The organism is Nonomuraea sp. NPDC049646 (assembly GCF_044465525.1).
Taxonomy (GTDB): domain Bacteria; phylum Actinomycetota; class Actinomycetes; order Streptosporangiales; family Streptosporangiaceae; genus Nonomuraea.
The window spans coordinates 411,889-427,240 of record NZ_JBITLU010000004.1 but is presented as its reverse complement, the minus strand read 5'-3'; the positions used below and the strand labels follow the sequence as shown (position 1 = coordinate 427,240).

The window sequence follows — 15,352 nt, the reverse complement described above, 5'->3', positions numbered from 1 at the left end:
GGAAGTTCCGGTGAGCGGTACCGGTGAGCTTGCCATACCCGAGTCGGTCGAGAGCGCGGGCCGCACCGGGCCGCCTTCGAGCGGGGCGGCGCGATGGCTGCTGCGGCACCAGGTCCAGCCGGTCGGCCCCGAGTCGGCCGAGGGCCACGGCGAGCCGCAGCCCTGGTGGAAGGTCATGTGCCTGACCGGCGTCGACTACTTCTCCACCCTCGCCTACCTGCCCGGCATCGCCGCGCTCGCGGCCGGCGCGCTGTCGCCGCTGGCCACGCTGCTCATCGTGGCGCTGACGCTGCTGGGCATGCTGCCGATGTACCGGCGGGTGGCCAAGGAGAGCCCGCACGGGCAGGGGTCGGTCGCCATGCTGGAGCGCCTGCTGCCGTTCTGGCGGGGCAAGCTGTTCGTGCTGGTCCTGCTGGGGTTCGTGGCCACGTCGTGGATCATCACGATCACGCTGTCGGCCGCCGACGCCTCGGTGCACATCCTGGAGAACCCGTACTTCCCGAGCTTCCTGCACGGGCACGCGGTGATCATCACCGTGGTGCTGCTGGTGGTGCTCGGCGGGGTGTTCCTGATGGGCTTCACCGAGGCGGTCGGCGTCGCCATCCCGCTGGTGGCGCTGTTCCTGCTGCTCAACGCGGTCGTCGTGGCCGTCGGGTTCGCCGACGTGGCGGCCGACCCGGAGGTCCTGTCGCGCTGGACGGACGCGCTGCTCAACGGGCGCGGCGGCTTCACCGGGCTGGTCGGCCCGGCGGTGCTGGCCTTCCCGCTGCTGGTGCTAGGCCTGTCCGGGTTCGAGACGGGCGTCAGCATGATGCCGCTGGTGGCCGCCCAGGGCGACGACCCCGGGCAGCGGCTGCGCTCGCGCATCGGCAACACCCGCAAGCTGCTGACCGTGGCCGCGCTCATCATGAGCGTCTACCTGATCGCCACCAGCTTCGTCACGACCGTGCTCATCCCGGCCGAGCAGTTCAGGCCGGGCGGGCAGGCCAACGGCAGGGCGCTGGCGTACCTGGCGCACGAGCGGCTCGGCGAGGGCTTCGGCACGGTCTACGACGTCAGCACCATCCTCATCCTCTGGTTCGCCGGCGCCTCGGCCATGGCGGGCCTGATCAACATCGTGCCCCGCTACCTGCCCTCGTACGGCATGGCGCCCGAGTGGGGCAAGGCCGTCCGGCCGGTCGTGCTGGTCTACACGGCCATCTGCGTCCTGCTCACCCTGGCCTTCAACGCCGACGTCGACGCCCAGGCCGGCGCGTACGCCACCGGCATCCTGGCCATGATGGTCTCCGGCGCGGTGGCGGTGACCATCTCGGCCGTCCGCCACCGCCAGACGCCGGCCGTCGTGGGCTTCGCCGTCCTGACGCTGGTGCTGGTCTACGCGCTGGTGGAGAACATCAGGGAGAAGCCCGACGGCATCACCATCTCGGCGTTCTTCATCCTCGGCATCATCGCGATCTCGCTGATCTCGCGGGTGTCGCGCACGACCGAGCTGCGGGCCGACCGGATCGAGTTCGACCAGGCCGCGCGCCGGTTCGTCACCGACTCGCTGAACCACGACGGCGCGCTCAACATCATCGCCAACCGGCGCGGCCCCGGCGACGCGGCCGAGTACCTGGCCAAGGAGAGCGAGCAGCGGGCCATGAACCCGGTGCCGGGCCGGGCCGACGTGCTGTTCCTGGAGATCGACGTCATCGACCCGTCCAGCTTCAGCGACGTCCTGCGGGTGCGCGGCGTCGAGGTCGACGGCCACCGCGTGCTGCGCGCGGAGAGCCCGGCCGCGCCCAACGCCATCGCGGCCGTGCTGCTGGCGCTGCGCGACGGCACCGGGGTGCGGCCCCACTGCTACTTCGAGTGGGCCGAGGGCTCGCCGATGGTCCACCTGCTGCGTTACCTCATCCTGGGCCGCGGCGACACCGCGCCGGTCGTCCGCGAGATCATCCGCAAGGTCGAGCCCGAGCCGCAGCGGCGGCCCGGCATCCACGTCGGCGGCTGACCGGCCGCGCCCGGTCCGGCCGGTCCTGGGCTGATCCGGGGCCGGTCCAGGGCTGATCCGGGGCCGTGTCCGACGCCGGGCCGGTCCGGGGGCGCGTCAGGGCCAGCGGGTGCGCAGCCAGGCGAGGGTGGCGCGGCGGGAGCGTTCGCGCCGGTCGCGCAGCGCCGGCGGCGCGGGCGCGGCAGACGAGCGCGTCCAGTAGCCGAGGAGGGCGACCAGGAGGGCGTCCACCTGCTCGGCGGGCGCCCGGCGGCCGAGCGGGTGCGTGGTGAGCAGGCGCTCGGGGTCGCGCGGCCCGAGGTCCGACTGGAGCAGCAGGCAGACCAGGTCGGCCCAGGCCGGGCCGGTGCAGGCGCGCCCCCAGTCCACCAGGCGGGCGGTCCCGTCGCGGTCGATGAGGATGTTGTCGAAGCGCGGGTCGAAGTGCAGCAGCGTGCCGCCGGTGACCAGGGCGGTCCAGTGGCGTTCGACCGCGGCCAGGCGGGGCAGGCGGGCGCGTTCCCAGGCTCCGGCGCGGGCGGGGTCGAGGGTGTTCCACAGCTCGCAGCGTCCCGACATGCGCCCGGCCAGCGTGGGCAGGCCGCCCAGCGGGGACGGGGTCAGCTCGCGGGCGCACGCGGCGAGCAGGGCGAGCGCGGCGGCCAGTTCGTCGTCGTGCCAGGGCTCGTGCGGGATCCGGCCGGGCGCGACCTCCGAGCACAGCAGCACCCACCCCGCCGCCTCGCAGGAGAACAGGAACCGGGGGGCGGGCACGCCCGGCGGCAGGGCCGCGCCCACCACGGCCTCCGCCCGATGGTCGGCCGCGTGCTGCGAGCCGGCGGGCACGGCCTTGACGAACACCCGGCCGCCGCCGGTCAGCGTGAGCACGCCGCGCACGCCGCCGGTGAACCCGCCGTGCCGCTCCGCGAACCCGGCCGCCGCCCGGCCGAGCCGCCGCTCGACCTCCCGGACGAGAGCGCCGGGCAGGTCGCCCCACCCGGGCGGGTCGGTCCGGAGGCCGGGCGGGTCGTGCTGTTCAGGCGGTGTCATACGGAGGCCGGGCGGGTCGTGCTGTTCAGGCGGTGTCATCCGGTTGCCGGGCCTCCTGGGGGTCGGGCTGGGCGGCGTCGCGGTCGAGGCCCAGCAGGGCGAGGCGGAAGCGGGCGCAGCGCGCTTCGAGCTCGCGCTCGTCGTCGAGGATCCACTGTTCGATCATGGTCATCCAGTGAACACACCGGCCGCCGGGGGACGGCCGACTTGGCGCACTCTTTTCACCGGAGCAACTCGACCGTGCCGCGCTCGCCGTCCACGCGGACGCGGTCACCGTCCCGCAGCCGCATGGTGGCGTTGCCGGTGCCGACCACGGCCGGGATGCCGAGCTCGCGGGCCACGATCGAGGCGTGCGACAGCGGCGCGCCCATGTCGGTGACGACGGCGGCGGCGCGCGGGAACATGGGGGTCCAGCCGACGTTCGTCAGGGTCGTCACCAGGATCTCGCCGGTCCCCAGCCGGTCGCCGTCCTCCGGGCCGGCGATGACCCTGGCCACGCCCTCGACCACGCCCGGCGCGCCGGGGAACCCGGTCACGGTGTCGCTGACCGGGACGTCGAAGCCGCGGGCGTCGTAGACGTCGGCCCGGCGGCGCGGGTCGGCGGCCCACCGGACGGGGTCGAACCGGCCGACGATCACCGTCGGGTACGGCGGCAGCGCGGCGTACCGCTCGTGGGTGGCCCGCCGGACCGGGACCCGGGCGAGGGGGGAGGCGTCGCCGCGCAGCACGTCGAGGATCTCCTCCAGGTAGAGGTGGAACAGGTCGTCGCCGTGCCCGGTCAGCTCCCCGGCGCGCACCACGAACGCCCGCAGCACCCAGAAGGCCCGGATGTTCTCCGAGCGGGCGCTCTCCCGGTCGCGGACGACCGCGTTCCACCGCCGTACCCGGGCGCGCATCCGGGCCTCCTTGCCGGGGTGGCGGGCGGCGAACCGCGCCCACGCTTCCTGCCTGGCCTTCTCCTGCCGGGCCAGCAGCGCCTCGGTGCCGGCCCGCAGGTCGCGCAGGCCGGCGAGCTGGGCGTCGATCCAGGCCGGGTCCTCGCCTGGCCGGGGCCTTGAGACCTCGAACTCGTGGGGGCCGCGGTGCCCGTAGGCCAGCGCGAACTCCTCCCGGCTGATCTCGCCCCTGGCCAGCCTGCCCAGCCCCAGGACGGGCCCGAGGCTGGCCAGCTCGCCGTCGGCGTTGACGCCGGTGAGCATGGCCTCGGCGTCCGCCTCGCCCATCAGCCGGTGCAGCCGGTCGCGGGTCCAGACCAGCGTGGCGCCGCCCTGGCGGCCGGCGGCCTCCAGCATGCGGCTGGCGGTGACCAAGTGGGGTTCGATGTCGGACGTCCACAGGCGGGCCAGCTCGGGGCCGCCCGTCGTGACGGCGACGCGGGCGCGCAGCTCCTCGCAGCGCTGCCGGGAGGTGGCGAGGAAGGCCGGCAGGTCCTTGACGTTCCGGCGCACCCGCCGCTGGATGTCGACCGCCAGCGGCAGGACGCGCCGGACGATCTCCCAGCGGGACAGCCGCACCAGCGGCACCTCCAGGCCGGCCGGCAGCCTGCCGAAGACCTGCTCGACCGCGCCCAGCCTGCGCCGCATGCCCAGGGCGGCGGCGATGGAGTGGACGACGCTGAGGTTCATGTAGAAGCGCCCGCCGATGTTGCCCACCAGGTCGAACCCGGGCAGCGCCGAGGCCGACATGGCCTCCTTGATGAAGATCCGGACGAACGACCAGGTCGCCGGCGTCATCACGTCGGGGATGGCCTCGCCCAGGTTGCCCGCGGTCCACAGGTAGTCGCCCTTGAGGCTGTCGTTCCACTCCTCGACCTGCGGCTTCAGGCCGGTGATCGGGCGGGCCTGGAGGATCGCGAACGTGCCGTCGCGCCTGGCCCACTCGACGTCCATGGGCATGCCGTACAGGGCCTGGACGCGTTCGCCGAGCGCGGCCAGCTCCACCGCCTGCGCCGGGTCGAGCACGGGGGCGCGGCGCAGTTCCGCGGGCACGGGCTCCTCGCGGGTGCCGCCCGCGGTGCGCACGGTCATGACGGTCTTGTCGGCGACCCGCGAGCCGGTGACCCGGCCGCCGGACAGGATGATCGTGTCCGGCGTGACCTGCCCGCCGACGACGGCCTCGCCGAGCCCCCAGGACGCGTTGACCACGATCTCGTCGCGCGCGCCGGTGACCGGGTCGGCGGTGAACATGATCCCGGCGGCGTCGGCGTCCACCAGCTCCTGGACGACCACCGCCAGGGCCACGTCGTCGTGCGGGACGCCGTTGCGCTCGCGGTAGGCGACGGCGCGCGGGTTCCACAGGGAGGCCCAGCAGCGGCGGACCGCGTCCAGCAGGCCGTCGGCCCTGATGTTGAGAAAGGTGTCCTGCTGCCCGGCGAACGACAGCTCGGGCAGGTCCTCGGCGGTGGCCGAGGAGCGCACGGCCACCGCGACGTCGTCGCCGAGCGCGGCGTGCGCGGCCCGGACCGCCTCGGCCAGGCCCGCCGGGATCTCGTGCGCGGCGAACAGCGCGCCGGGGTCGCCGCCGTTGGCGATCTCGTCGCCGAACGCCGCCACGAACGACCGGTACGCCTGCGTCGTGACGACGAACCCGCCGGGCACCGGCAGCCCCGCCCTGGCCAGCCGGGCCAGCGAGGCGCCCTTGCCGCCCGCGGTGCCGAGGTCGGCGGCGGCTTCGTCGTCGAGGGGGATGACTGCCTTCATTGCACGCGCTCCTTGGCCGGGCTCATGGATGTCGCCAGTTTGCGCCGGGCGACGTCGGCGAGGGCGTCGATGAGGTCGAGGGTGGCCCGCGCGACGGCGGCGGCGTCGCCGGGCGGCAGCGCGCGCCCGGTGCCCACCGCGCGCTCGACGGTCTCGGCCAGCAGCTCGGCGACGCGGTCGTCGGGCAGCCGCTCCGACTCCGGCTGCGCGCCGGGCAGGAACATGAAGCCGTAGAAGATCGAGCCGATCACCGTGACGTGCTCGGCCGGCTGCGCGCGCACGGCGCCCAGGCGGACCAGCTCGCGCAGGTAGGCGTCGAAGGGGCCGCCGAGTTCGAGGCCGCCGGCCGCCGGGCGCTGCCGCTTGAGCCGGGTGAGCTTGCCGAGCACCTCGGAGTCGTCGAGCAGCACCGCGTGCAGCAGCGGCCGGTGCAGCAGCGCCGCGGCCAGGCTGCCGAACAGCTCGCCGAGGGTCGCGGGCGCGGCCTCGCGCACCCGGTCCAGCATGAGCACCCGCTCGCGCCGCAGCAGCGCGGCGAACAGCTCCTCGCGCGTCTTCCAGTGCAGGTAGATCGTGCCCTTGGCGACCCCGGCGCGCCTGGCGACGTCGTCGACGGTGGTCTTGTCGTAGCCCCAGCGCAGGATCAGCTCGGCGGCGGCGTCGAGGATCCGGTGGGCGCGCTCGGCCTGCCGCGCGGGGTCCTGCGGCGGCCTGCCCGCTCTGGCCATACGTCGTCCTCCAATTGTTTGACCAGATTAGCTTAAACGGTCACGTAATCGACGGCAAGGCCGGATCTCCCGTACGCCGCCGGGAAGGCGCCGCCGGGCCGTAGCGTAGGGGGCATGGGCAAGGCGTTCTGGATCGACCAGGAGTTCGACAGGGACCGTGACGGGCGCTACGCCGTGCACGTGCGCAAGAACCTCGACGAGTTCGAGTGGGGTGACATCGCGCCGGTCAGGTTCGCCTGCGCGGCCTGGCGGCTGGCCACGCCGCCCGCCCTCACCCCCGGCTACGTGCGCTGGGACCGCCGCGTCCTGGAGGCCACCTGCCACCGCAACACCTGGGACGGCACCCTGTTCGCGCGCGTCCGGATCGTCTCGCCGCTGCCCGCCGAGCTGACCAGATCGCGCGCCTGGTGGCGCGACCGCGGCTGGCTGGGCTGGCAGGAGACCTTCGGCCAGTACGTCGAGCCGACCCAGCAGGACCTCGCGCGCATCCCGTTCCTGCGCGCCACGCTGCTCGTCGAGGCGCCCGTGCCGCTCGGCGACCTCCCGCCGGAGCCCGAGGGGCCGCACGACGAGGTCGAGCAGCGTGCCCACCGGGCCGTGCTCGTGCTGGTCCGCGAGCTCAACGCGCTGGTCGCCCCGGTGCTCGACCAGCTCGGATAGCCCCCACCGGCCCAGCATGCCCGCCGCCCCCCTGGGTAGCGGGAGGCTCATGAGATTTCCGTTCGTCGTGACGGCGCTCCTCCTGGCGGCCGTCGGCTGCGCCGTGGACACGACGTCCCCCGCCCGCGCGGCCGAGCGGTTCCACGCGGCCCTGGCGGCGCACCAGGAGGACGCCGCGTGCGGGCTGCTGGCCAGGACCACCGCCGAGAAGCTGCCCGACCGCGGCCAGACCTGCGCCCAGGCGCTGGGCGACCTGAAGCTGGGGCCCGGCGGCGCGGTCACCGAGGTGAACGTGTGGGGCAAGGAGGCCCAGGTGCGGCTGGCCGGCGACACCCTGTTCCTGCACCGCTTCGACGACGGCTGGCGGGTCAAGGCCGCGGGCTGCCGGCCCGTGCCCGACCTGCCCTACGAGTGCGAGGTGGAGGACTGATGCGGGTGATGTTCACGCTGACCCTGCTCGTCATCGCGGCGGGGCTGGCCTGGTTCCTGGCCATCGGGTGGGCGCGGTTGTGAAGTGGCTGAAGGAGAACTCCCTCTCGCTGGCCTTCCTGGTCATGTTCCTGCTGGCGCTCGGCGGGCAGGCGGTGGCGGGCATGCTGCAGTTCAACGACCTGCAGCTGGTCCAGGGCGCCGACCCGGTGTCGTTCGCCGACTACGTCACCTCCTCCGACTTCGCCGTGGACGTGGCCGAGAACTGGCAGTCGGAGTATTTGCAGTTCTTCCTGTACATCATGCTGACCGTCTGGCTCGTCCAGAAGGGCTCCCCCGAGTCCAAGAAGGTGGAGGACGCCGGCGCCGAGTCGGACGAGGACCAGCAGGTCGGCGCGCACGCCACCAGCTACTCCCCCGCCTGGGCCAGGGCCCGCGGCGCCCGGCTGTGGCTGTTCAGCAACTCGCTGGGGCTGGTGATGGGGGCCATCTTCGTGCTGTCGTGGCTGGCGCAGTCGGTGGCGGGCCAGGCGGCCTACAACGCCGGACGGCTCGGCGACCTGCGCGACCCCGTCTCGTGGGGCCAGTACGTGACCTCCGCCGAGTTCTGGAACCGCAGCCTGCAGAACTGGCAGTCGGAGCTGCTGGCCGTGCTGTCGATGGTGGTGCTCTCGATCTACCTGCGTCAGCGCGGCTCGCCCGAGTCGAAGCCGGTCGGCGCCCCGCACGCGGCCACGGACGTCGAGGGCTGACCGGTCAGCACGGCCACGACGCGGGTGCCCGGCGCGAACGCCCCCCGCCGGGCCAGGTCGAGGACGCCGTAGAGCATCTTGGCCACGTAGACGCCCTCGACCCGGTGCTCGGCGGCGAACCGGTCGAGGGCCGGGGTCGAGCGGGCGTAGCCGCCGAAGTGGTAGTCGAGGTTGAGCGACCAGTTCGTCCAGGTGCGGCCGTAGGTCTCGTGCTGGAGCCGGGCCACCTCGCCGGCCAGGAAGCCGGCCCCCTTGAGCACCGGGAAGCCCAGCGCCCGCCTGCCCTCGGGCAGCCCGGCCGAGATGCCGGCCAGCGTGCCGCCGGTGCCGACCGGGCAGCAGACGACGTCGTAGTCGACGTCTATCTCGGGCGGGAGCTCGGCGCAGCCGCGCACGGCCGCGGCGTTGCTGCCGCCCTCGGGCAGGATCGTCACGTCACCCCACCGCTCCCGCAGTCGCGCCTGCACCTCGGGCGTGTGCTTGAGCCGGTAGGCGGCGCGGTCGAGGTAGGTGAGGGTCATCCCGCAGGAGGCGGCGAAGGCCAGCGTGGGGTTGAGCGGCAGGTGCTCCTCGCCCCTGATCACCCCGATCGTCTCGATGCCGTGCAGCCTTCCGGCCTGAGCCACGGCCCTGATGTGATGGGAGTACGCCCCGCCGAAGGTGAGCAGCCGCCGATGGCCGAGGTTGTACTTGAGCTTGCGCCGCTTGTTGTCGTCGTGCATCAGGAACACCCGGACCTGGCCGAGCGCTGGATCCAGGAGCTCCTCCATGGCGCTAGTCTACGGTCGGGCCTTTGTTGAGGAGTGTTGGATTATGCGCGTTGCTGAAGCTTTTCGTGCCGCCTTCGGTGCCGATCCCCAGACGGTCTGGCGCGCACCCGGCCGGGTCAACCTGATCGGCGAGCACACCGACTACAACGACGGTTTCGTCCTGCCCTTCGCGGTGCCGTGGGGCGTGAGCGCCGCCGTCACCCCGCGCGCCGACCAGACGATCCGGCTGCTGTCCCTCCAGTCCTCCGGCGGCCCGATCGAGCTGCCGGCCAGGGAGGCGGCGACCGGCTGGGCCCGCTACGCCGTGGGCGTGCTCGCCATGCTCGGCGACCGGGTCGCCGGCGCGGACATCGCGATCGACGGCGACGTGCCCCAGGGCGCGGGGCTCAGCTCCAGCGCCGCGCTGGAGGTGGCCGTCGCCTCCGCGCTGAACGACGTCCACGGGCTCGGCCTGACGCCGATGGAGATCGCGCTGCTCAGCCAGCGGGCCGAGAACGACTTCGTCGGCATGCCGTGCGGCATCATGGACCAGGCCGCCTCGGCGCTGTGCGAGGAGGGCCACGCGCTGTTCCTCGACTGCCGCTCGCTGGGCTCCAGGAGGATCCCCCTCGACCTGGCCGCCGAGGGCCTGAGCATCCTCATCATCGACACCCAGGTCCACCACGAGCACGCCGGCGGCGAGTACGCCAAGCGCCGCGCCGAGTGCGAGTCGGCGGCCCGCAAGCTGGGCGTGGCGTCCCTGCGCGACGTCACCGACCTGGCCGCGGCCCTCGACCGGCTCCAGGGCGACGAGCGCAAGCGCGTCATGCACGTCGTCACCGAGAACCACCGCGTCGAGGCCCTGGTCGGCCTGCTGCGCGCGGGCAAGGTCACCGAGATCGGCGCCCTGCTCAACGCCTCCCACCTGTCGCTGCGCGACCAGTACGAGGTCTCCTCGCCCGAGCTCGACGTGGCCGTGGAGGCCGCCTTCCGCGGCGGGGCCCGCGGCGCCAGGATGACCGGCGGCGGCTTCGGCGGCTCGGCCATCGCCCTGGTTCCCGACGACAGCCTGGACGGCGTGCGCGAGTCGGTCTCGGCCGCCTACGCCGAGCGCGGCTTCCAGGCCCCGCGTTTCCTGGCCGCCACCGCCGCCAAGGGCGCCCACCGCCTGGCCTGAGCCGGTCAGGGCGTGCGGGCCGCTCCCGCCCGTGCCAGGTTGACCCCGCTGGCGATCACCCCGATGTGGCTGAACGCCTGCGGGTAGTTGCCCGCGAACGCGCCCGTGGCCGGGTCGATCTGCTCCGGCAGCAGGCCGAGCGGGCTGGCGCGGGCGCACAGGGAGGCGTACAGCTCCTCGGCGCGGGCCCGCTGACCTTGCAGGATGAGGTTGTCCACCAGCCAGAAGCTGCACAGCAGGAAGGCGCCCTCGTCGCCGGGCAGGCCGTCCGGCGACTGGTCGTGCAGGTAGCGGTAGAGCAGGCCGTCACCGGCGGACAGGCGTTCGGCGACGGCGGCGGTGGTCGCCGCCATCCGCGGGTCGTTGGCCGGCACGACCTTGCGCAGCGGCAGCGCGAGCAGGCTGGCGTCCAGGCCGCCGCCGCCGTCGAGGTGCTCGCTCAGGCACTGCTCCTCCTCGTCCCACGCCTGCTCCAGGATCAGCCGGCGCAGCTCCTCGGCGGTGGCGCGCCACCTGGCGATCGGACCGTCCAGGCCCAGCCGTTCGCCGATGGCCGCGGCCCGGTCGAGCGCCACCTGGCACATGCCCGCCGAGTAGGTGAAGACCCGGCCCTGGCTGCGTACCTCCCAGATGCCCTGGTCGGGCTGCCGCCAGCTGCGCGCGGCGGCCTCGGCCAGCGCCGACAGCCCCGACCACAGCGCGGGCTGCAGGTCGCGGCCGGGCAGCAGCCACTGGTCGGCGCAGTCCAGCACCTCGCCGTAGACGTCGTGCTGGCGCTGGTCGGCCGCGCCGTTGCCCCACCGCACCGGCGCCGAGCGCCGGTAGCCCTCCAGGTCGGCGTCGACGACCTCCTCCGGTACGGGGTCGCCGCGCAGCGTGTACATGATCCGCGGCCGGCCGCTCTGCTCGAAGGCGTCGAGCACCCAGCCGAGGAAGCCGTCGGCCTCCTCCGCGAAGCCGACGCGGCGCAGCGCGAAGACGGCGTAGGCGGCGTCGCGGATCCAGGTGTAGCGGTAGTCCCAGTTGCGCACCCCGCCGACGGGCGCGGGCAACGAGGACGTCGGCGCCGCCACCAGCGACCCGTTCACCCAGTCGTCGCACAGCTTCAGCGTGATCACCGACCGCCGGACCAGCGCCTCCTGCGGGCCCCGGTAGGTGCACGCGCCCATCCAGCGCCGCCAGGCGTCGGCGGTCTGCCGCAGCATCGCCTCGGGGTCGAACCGGTGGTGACGGTGGATGCGTCCCCACGACAACACCAGGTCCAGGCGCTCGCCCTCCCGGAGGTCGTGCACGGTGCGCAGCCCGGTCAGCGGCCGGTCGGAGCGCAGGTGCAGCCGCAGGTCGGGGCGGCGGGACACGCCCACCTCCAGGCCGCTGCCGAGCACCCGGGCCTGCCCGCCGCCGCGCGGCGCCAGCTCCGCCCGCAGGCGCACCTCCCCCGCCAGGACGACCGCGGACCTGACCAGCTCGCCCCGCCCGCCGCCGGCGTCGTCGCTGAGGTCGGCGCCGGCGCGCAGGACCAGCGCGTCGGTGATGCGGACGACGCCGGACGGGCCGCGCAGCTCGGTGACCAGGACGGCGGTGTCCGGCTCGTAGTACTGCCTGGCCTCGCGCAGGTCGTCGGTGGTCAGCGTGAAGCAGCCGCCGTGCTCGCGGTCGAGCAGGCCGCACAGCAGCGGGTCGCTGTCGAAGCGCGGCAGGCACAACCACGGGATCGAGCCGTCGAGGGCGACCAGCGCCGCCGTCGTGCCGTCGCCGATGAGCCCCAGGTCCTCCAGCGCGGGGTAGCCGTCCCGGTGGCGCACCGGGCGGAAGGGTGGATCGAGATCGAGCATGGCCGGCGTTCTCCCCCTGTGTGGCTGCTGATCGTCACCGGAAGGTGATCATGACCTTGACCACGTCGTCGAGCTTCTTGTCCGAGACCTCGAAGGCGCGTTCCATCTCCGCGAAGGGGAACGTGTGGGTGGTCAGCGGCGTGGGATCGACCCGGCCGCCCACGAGGATGCGCAGCAGGCGTTCCATGCGCAGCCGCCCACCCGGGCACAGGCCGGTCGTGATCTTCTTCCCGGCCATGCCGACGCCCCACTCGACGCGCGGGATGCGGACGAACTCGCCCTGGCCGTAGTAGCCGGTGTTGGAGACCGTCCCGCCCGGCTTGACGATCTTGATCGCGGTCTGGAAGGTGGCGTCCGCGCCGAGCGCCTCGATGGCGGTGTCCACGCCGTGTCCCCCGGTCAGGCGGAGCACGCCCTCGACGACGTCCTCGGCGCTGAAGTCGACGATCTCGTCGGCGCCGAAGTCGCGGGCCAGCCGCTTGCGGAGGGGCACCGACTCGACCCCGATGACCAGGCCGGCGCCGCGCAGCCGGGCGCCCGCGGTGGCCATGAGGCCCACCGGGCCCTGGGCCAGCACCGCGACCGTCCCGCCGATGGGGATGTCGCCGTTCTCGGCGCCCATGAACCCGGTCGAGAGCATGTCCGCGCAGTAGACGGCCGTCTCGTCCGGCACCCCGGCGGGGATCTTCGCCATGTTGGCGTCGGCCTCGTTGACGTGGAAGAACTCGGCGAAGACGCCGTCCTTGGAGTTGGCGAACTTGAACCCGCCGAGCGGGCCGCCCGATTGTGAGGGATGGCCGTCCTGGCAGGCGAGGTCGCCCCAGTCGGGGGTGATGGCCCCCACCAGGACGCGGTCGCCCGGCCGGAAGTCCCGCACCTCCTCGCCCACCTCGTGCACCACGCCGACGCCCTCGTGCCCGAGCGTGAGATCGGTGCGCGGCCCGATGCCGCCCTGGACGGTGTGGGAGTCGGAGGTGCAGATGAGCGCGGTGGTGGTGCGGACGACGGCGTCGCGCGGACCCGGCCGCGGCACCGGTTTGTCCATGAAGCCGACCCGGCCGATCTCCTTCATGACGAAAGCCTGCACCGCGCCCCCCGAACGTGCCCCCCGCTGGACGTGCCCCCACGCCCCGGCCTGTCCGCGAACCCTGCCGGACACGCCCAGCCCTACCCTGCCGGGTTCGCCGTCTAACCTCGGCGCGGTCCGCCCGTACCCCCTCCGGCCTGCGGTTTCACAGCGCCGGGAAGTCCGGCGGGCGGCGCTCCAGGAAGCTGGCGACGCCCTCGGCGAAGTCGGGCCGGCCGAAGGAGGCCAGCATCTCGTGGACGGCCTTCCTGGCCGACTCCTCCAGGGTGACGTCCCAGTCGTGCCACACCTGCCGCTTGATCACCGCCATGGACGCCGGCGAGCTGTGCACGGCCAGCTCCCTGGCGTACTCCTGGGCCTGCTCCAGCAGCGACTCCCCCGGCACCGCCCGGTTGGCCAGCCCCAGCTCGTACGCCTCCCGCCCGCTGAACACCCGGCCCGACAGCAGGACGTCCATGGCCCGCTGCTGGCCCATGACCCGCGGCAGCACCCAGGACAGGCCGTACTCGGCGACCAGGCCGCGGCGCGGGAAGGCGGTCGTCCACTTGGCGTCCTCGGCCGTGAAGACCAGGTCGCAGACGAGCGCGTGCACCATGCCGAGCCCGGCGCAGGCGCCGTTGACGGCGGCGATGATCGGCTTGCCGATGGTCGTGGGGAAGGTGTTGGGGCGGGGGTCGGGGGTCTCGTCGTAGGAGCCGGTCTGGATGGCGGCGAGCGTCCTGAAGTCGGCCCCGGCGCAGAAGCCCTTGCCCGCGCCGGTCACCACGATCGCCCGGACGTCCGGGTCCTTCTCGGCCTCGGCCAGCAGGTCGAAGTAGCGCCGGCCCATGGCGTCCGTCCAGGCGTTGAGCGTGTCGGGACGGTTGAAGGTCAGCGTGAGCACGCCCCGGTCCGACGATGAGAGCACGAGTTCCGCCATGCGCTAACCGAACCATGTTCTGGGCGGGGCTGGCAAGCGCATCAGCGGGTGGGGTGGCGGTGCACGTACGCGGGGGTCAGCTCGCAGGTGTCGTAGTAGCGGTGGAAGACCGGGGTCGCGCCGCCCGACAGCGGCGGCACGATCCACGACCAGTCGGCCGGGCAGCGCCGTCCGGCGCGCTCCTCGCGTTCCAGGTGGGTCAGGAAGCGCCGGGACTCGGTGTGGTGGTCGGTGATCGTCACGCCCGCCCGTTCGAACGAGTGCAGCACCGCCACGTTGAGCTCGACCAGCGCGTGGTCGCGCCAGAGCGAGCGCTCGGTGGAGGTGTCCAGGCCGAGGTGCTTGGCCACCTCGGGGAGCAGGTCGTACCGGTCGGAGTCGGCCAGGTTGCGCGCCCCGATCTCGGTGCCCATGTACCAGCCGTTGAACGGCGCGCACGGGTAGCAGACGCCGCCGATCTCCAGGCACATGTCCGAGATGACCGGCACGGCGTGCCAGCGCAGCTCCAGCTCGGCGAACCACGCGTACTCGGGATGCAGCAGGGGCACCTCCAGCACGGCGTCGCCCGGCAGGTTGCACAACAGCGGGTCGCCGAGCCCGGCCCGCACGACCAGCGGCAGCACGTCGAACCGGCCCGGCCCGCCGCGCCAGCCCAGCTCCTTCGCCAGATCGGTGAGCCCGGCATTGCGCGGGTCGCCGAGGACGCCGCCGCCGTCCAGCCGGTGCCCGGCGTAGCGGACGAGCTGGTCGTTGAGCACCCGCGGGCCCGGCATGGCCGGGGTGTCCGGGGCGAAGACGGTCACGGTGGGCCTGATGCGCCCCTGCCCCGTCGCCTCGCGCAGGTGCGCCACGCACTCCACCGCCACGCCCTCGGCCGTCGTCACCTCCCGCCGGTCGCGCAGCTTCAGCGAACGCCAGTACAGGCGTCCGATGCACCGGCCGCTGTTGCGCCAGGCGACCCGGGCGCCGAACTCCAGCTCCTCGAAGGTGTGGACGTAGGTGCCGTGGCGGGCGACGTCTCTGGCGACGTCGCGCAGCCGGGCGGCCAGGCCGCCGGTGGAGGGGTTCTCGGCGTGGAAGAGCCTGATGAAACGCTCCGCCTCGCGGAGGTCCGTGGTGCGCTCGAACAGCGCGTGCACGGCATGCACATCGAAGGGACGCAGTGACCTGATCCAGGTACGCACGCGGCAACCAACATTTCGCTCAGCGGAGCGCCCCGCCGATTCCGGGTCGGCGGCACGTCCTGCCGGCGGCGCCCTCTCCACGCCCCCGTCACGACTTCCCGCGGCTACCGG

Annotated in this window: 14 protein-coding genes; 5 read left to right on the top strand and 9 right to left on the bottom strand. The window is 73.7% G+C overall.

Annotated elements, in window-relative coordinates:
- Positions 1-10 precede the first annotated feature (10 nt).
- A complete protein-coding gene (locus ACIBQ8_RS14470; protein WP_397175714.1) occupies positions 11-1,993 on the top strand; it encodes an amino acid transporter in 1,983 nt (660 codons plus the stop codon).
- 96 nt (positions 1,994-2,089) lie between these two features.
- Here the strand turns inward: ACIBQ8_RS14470 and ACIBQ8_RS14465 are convergent, their stop codons facing one another.
- The 4 genes from ACIBQ8_RS14465 to ACIBQ8_RS14450 are packed head-to-tail and all read right to left on the bottom strand — an operon-like array spanning position 2,090 to position 6,449.
- Complete coding sequence (locus tag ACIBQ8_RS14465) at positions 2,090-3,022, bottom strand: phosphotransferase (protein ID WP_397175713.1); 933 nt, start codon at positions 3,020-3,022, stop codon at positions 2,090-2,092.
- Between the two features lie 25 nt (positions 3,023-3,047).
- Positions 3,048-3,194 (bottom strand): hypothetical protein, encoded by a 147-nt coding sequence (locus ACIBQ8_RS14460; protein ID WP_397192114.1) that lies wholly within the window; start codon positions 3,192-3,194, stop codon positions 3,048-3,050.
- Positions 3,195-3,243: 49 nt separating this feature from the next.
- Positions 3,244-5,721, bottom strand: a complete 2,478-nt coding sequence (locus ACIBQ8_RS14455) for a PEP/pyruvate-binding domain-containing protein (protein WP_397192113.1) — start codon at positions 5,719-5,721, stop codon at positions 3,244-3,246.
- Entirely contained in the window at positions 5,718-6,449 is a 732-nt protein-coding gene (locus ACIBQ8_RS14450; protein ID WP_397192112.1) for a TetR/AcrR family transcriptional regulator, read from the bottom strand. The genes ACIBQ8_RS14455 and ACIBQ8_RS14450 overlap by 4 nt, the downstream gene beginning before the upstream one ends.
- A gap of 114 nt (positions 6,450-6,563) precedes the next feature.
- Between ACIBQ8_RS14450 and ACIBQ8_RS14445 the strand changes: the two genes are divergently transcribed.
- The 3 genes from ACIBQ8_RS14445 to ACIBQ8_RS14435 all read left to right on the top strand — a co-directional run bounded on the left by ACIBQ8_RS14445 (position 6,564) and on the right by ACIBQ8_RS14435 (position 8,290).
- A complete protein-coding gene (locus ACIBQ8_RS14445) occupies positions 6,564-7,109 on the top strand; it encodes a hypothetical protein (protein ID WP_397175707.1) in 546 nt (181 codons plus the stop codon).
- Positions 7,110-7,158: 49 nt separating this feature from the next.
- Positions 7,159-7,539 (top strand): hypothetical protein, encoded by a 381-nt coding sequence (locus tag ACIBQ8_RS14440; RefSeq protein ID WP_397192111.1) that lies wholly within the window; start codon positions 7,159-7,161, stop codon positions 7,537-7,539.
- 79 nt (positions 7,540-7,618) lie between these two features.
- The gene (locus ACIBQ8_RS14435) at positions 7,619-8,290 is read left to right on the top strand and encodes a DUF6766 family protein (RefSeq protein WP_397192110.1); all 672 of its coding nucleotides are present in this window, start codon (positions 7,619-7,621) and stop codon (positions 8,288-8,290) included.
- Here ACIBQ8_RS14435 and ACIBQ8_RS14430 read toward each other — a convergent pair.
- Complete coding sequence (locus ACIBQ8_RS14430) at positions 8,224-9,060, bottom strand: 1-aminocyclopropane-1-carboxylate deaminase/D-cysteine desulfhydrase (RefSeq protein WP_397175702.1); 837 nt, start codon at positions 9,058-9,060, stop codon at positions 8,224-8,226. The genes ACIBQ8_RS14435 and ACIBQ8_RS14430 overlap by 67 nt on opposite strands.
- A gap of 43 nt (positions 9,061-9,103) precedes the next feature.
- Here ACIBQ8_RS14430 and galK point away from each other — a divergent pair, with 43 nt between their 5' ends.
- Positions 9,104-10,216 (top strand): galactokinase, encoded by a 1,113-nt coding sequence (gene galK, locus ACIBQ8_RS14425; RefSeq protein WP_397175700.1) that lies wholly within the window; start codon positions 9,104-9,106, stop codon positions 10,214-10,216.
- 5 nt (positions 10,217-10,221) lie between these two features.
- Here galK and ACIBQ8_RS14420 read toward each other — a convergent pair whose 3' ends face one another.
- The 4 genes from ACIBQ8_RS14420 to ACIBQ8_RS14405 all read right to left on the bottom strand — a co-directional run bounded on the left by ACIBQ8_RS14420 (position 10,222) and on the right by ACIBQ8_RS14405 (position 15,196).
- Positions 10,222-12,051: a glycoside hydrolase family 15 protein gene (locus ACIBQ8_RS14420; RefSeq protein ID WP_397175698.1), complete on the bottom strand. Its 1,830-nt coding sequence runs from the start codon at positions 12,049-12,051 to the stop codon at positions 10,222-10,224.
- Positions 12,052-12,085: 34 nt separating this feature from the next.
- A complete protein-coding gene (locus tag ACIBQ8_RS14415) occupies positions 12,086-13,123 on the bottom strand; it encodes an NAD(P)-dependent alcohol dehydrogenase (protein ID WP_397192109.1) in 1,038 nt (345 codons plus the stop codon).
- A 160-nt stretch (positions 13,124-13,283) separates the two neighbouring features.
- The gene (locus ACIBQ8_RS14410) at positions 13,284-14,057 is read right to left on the bottom strand and encodes an enoyl-CoA hydratase-related protein (RefSeq protein ID WP_397192108.1); all 774 of its coding nucleotides are present in this window, start codon (positions 14,055-14,057) and stop codon (positions 13,284-13,286) included.
- Positions 14,058-14,098: 41 nt separating this feature from the next.
- Complete coding sequence (locus ACIBQ8_RS14405; protein ID WP_397192107.1) at positions 14,099-15,196, bottom strand: nitric oxide synthase oxygenase; 1,098 nt, start codon at positions 15,194-15,196, stop codon at positions 14,099-14,101.
- Positions 15,197-15,352: the final 156 nt, after the last annotated feature.

Excerpts from the sequence above, each read along its gene's own strand:
- ACIBQ8_RS14445 (WP_397175707.1), top strand. The coding sequence starts at position 6,564 with ATGGGCAAGGCGTTCTGGATCGACCAGGAGTTCGACAGGGACCGTGAC.
- ACIBQ8_RS14440 (WP_397192111.1), top strand. The coding sequence starts at position 7,159 with ATGAGATTTCCGTTCGTCGTGACGGCGCTCCTCCTGGCGGCCGTCGGC.
- ACIBQ8_RS14460 (WP_397192114.1), bottom strand. The coding sequence starts at position 3,194 with ATGACCATGATCGAACAGTGGATCCTCGACGACGAGCGCGAGCTCGAA.
- ACIBQ8_RS14455 (WP_397192113.1), bottom strand. The coding sequence starts at position 5,721 with ATGAAGGCAGTCATCCCCCTCGACGACGAAGCCGCCGCCGACCTCGGC.
- galK (WP_397175700.1), top strand. The coding sequence starts at position 9,104 with ATGCGCGTTGCTGAAGCTTTTCGTGCCGCCTTCGGTGCCGATCCCCAG.
- ACIBQ8_RS14415 (WP_397192109.1), bottom strand. The coding sequence starts at position 13,123 with ATGAAGGAGATCGGCCGGGTCGGCTTCATGGACAAACCGGTGCCGCGG.
- ACIBQ8_RS14465 (WP_397175713.1), bottom strand. The coding sequence starts at position 3,022 with ATGACACCGCCTGAACAGCACGACCCGCCCGGCCTCCGGACCGACCCG.
- ACIBQ8_RS14430 (WP_397175702.1), bottom strand. The coding sequence starts at position 9,060 with ATGGAGGAGCTCCTGGATCCAGCGCTCGGCCAGGTCCGGGTGTTCCTG.
- ACIBQ8_RS14450 (WP_397192112.1), bottom strand. The coding sequence starts at position 6,449 with ATGGCCAGAGCGGGCAGGCCGCCGCAGGACCCCGCGCGGCAGGCCGAG.
- ACIBQ8_RS14410 (WP_397192108.1), bottom strand. The coding sequence starts at position 14,057 with ATGGCGGAACTCGTGCTCTCATCGTCGGACCGGGGCGTGCTCACGCTG.
- ACIBQ8_RS14420 (WP_397175698.1), bottom strand. The coding sequence starts at position 12,051 with ATGCTCGATCTCGATCCACCCTTCCGCCCGGTGCGCCACCGGGACGGC.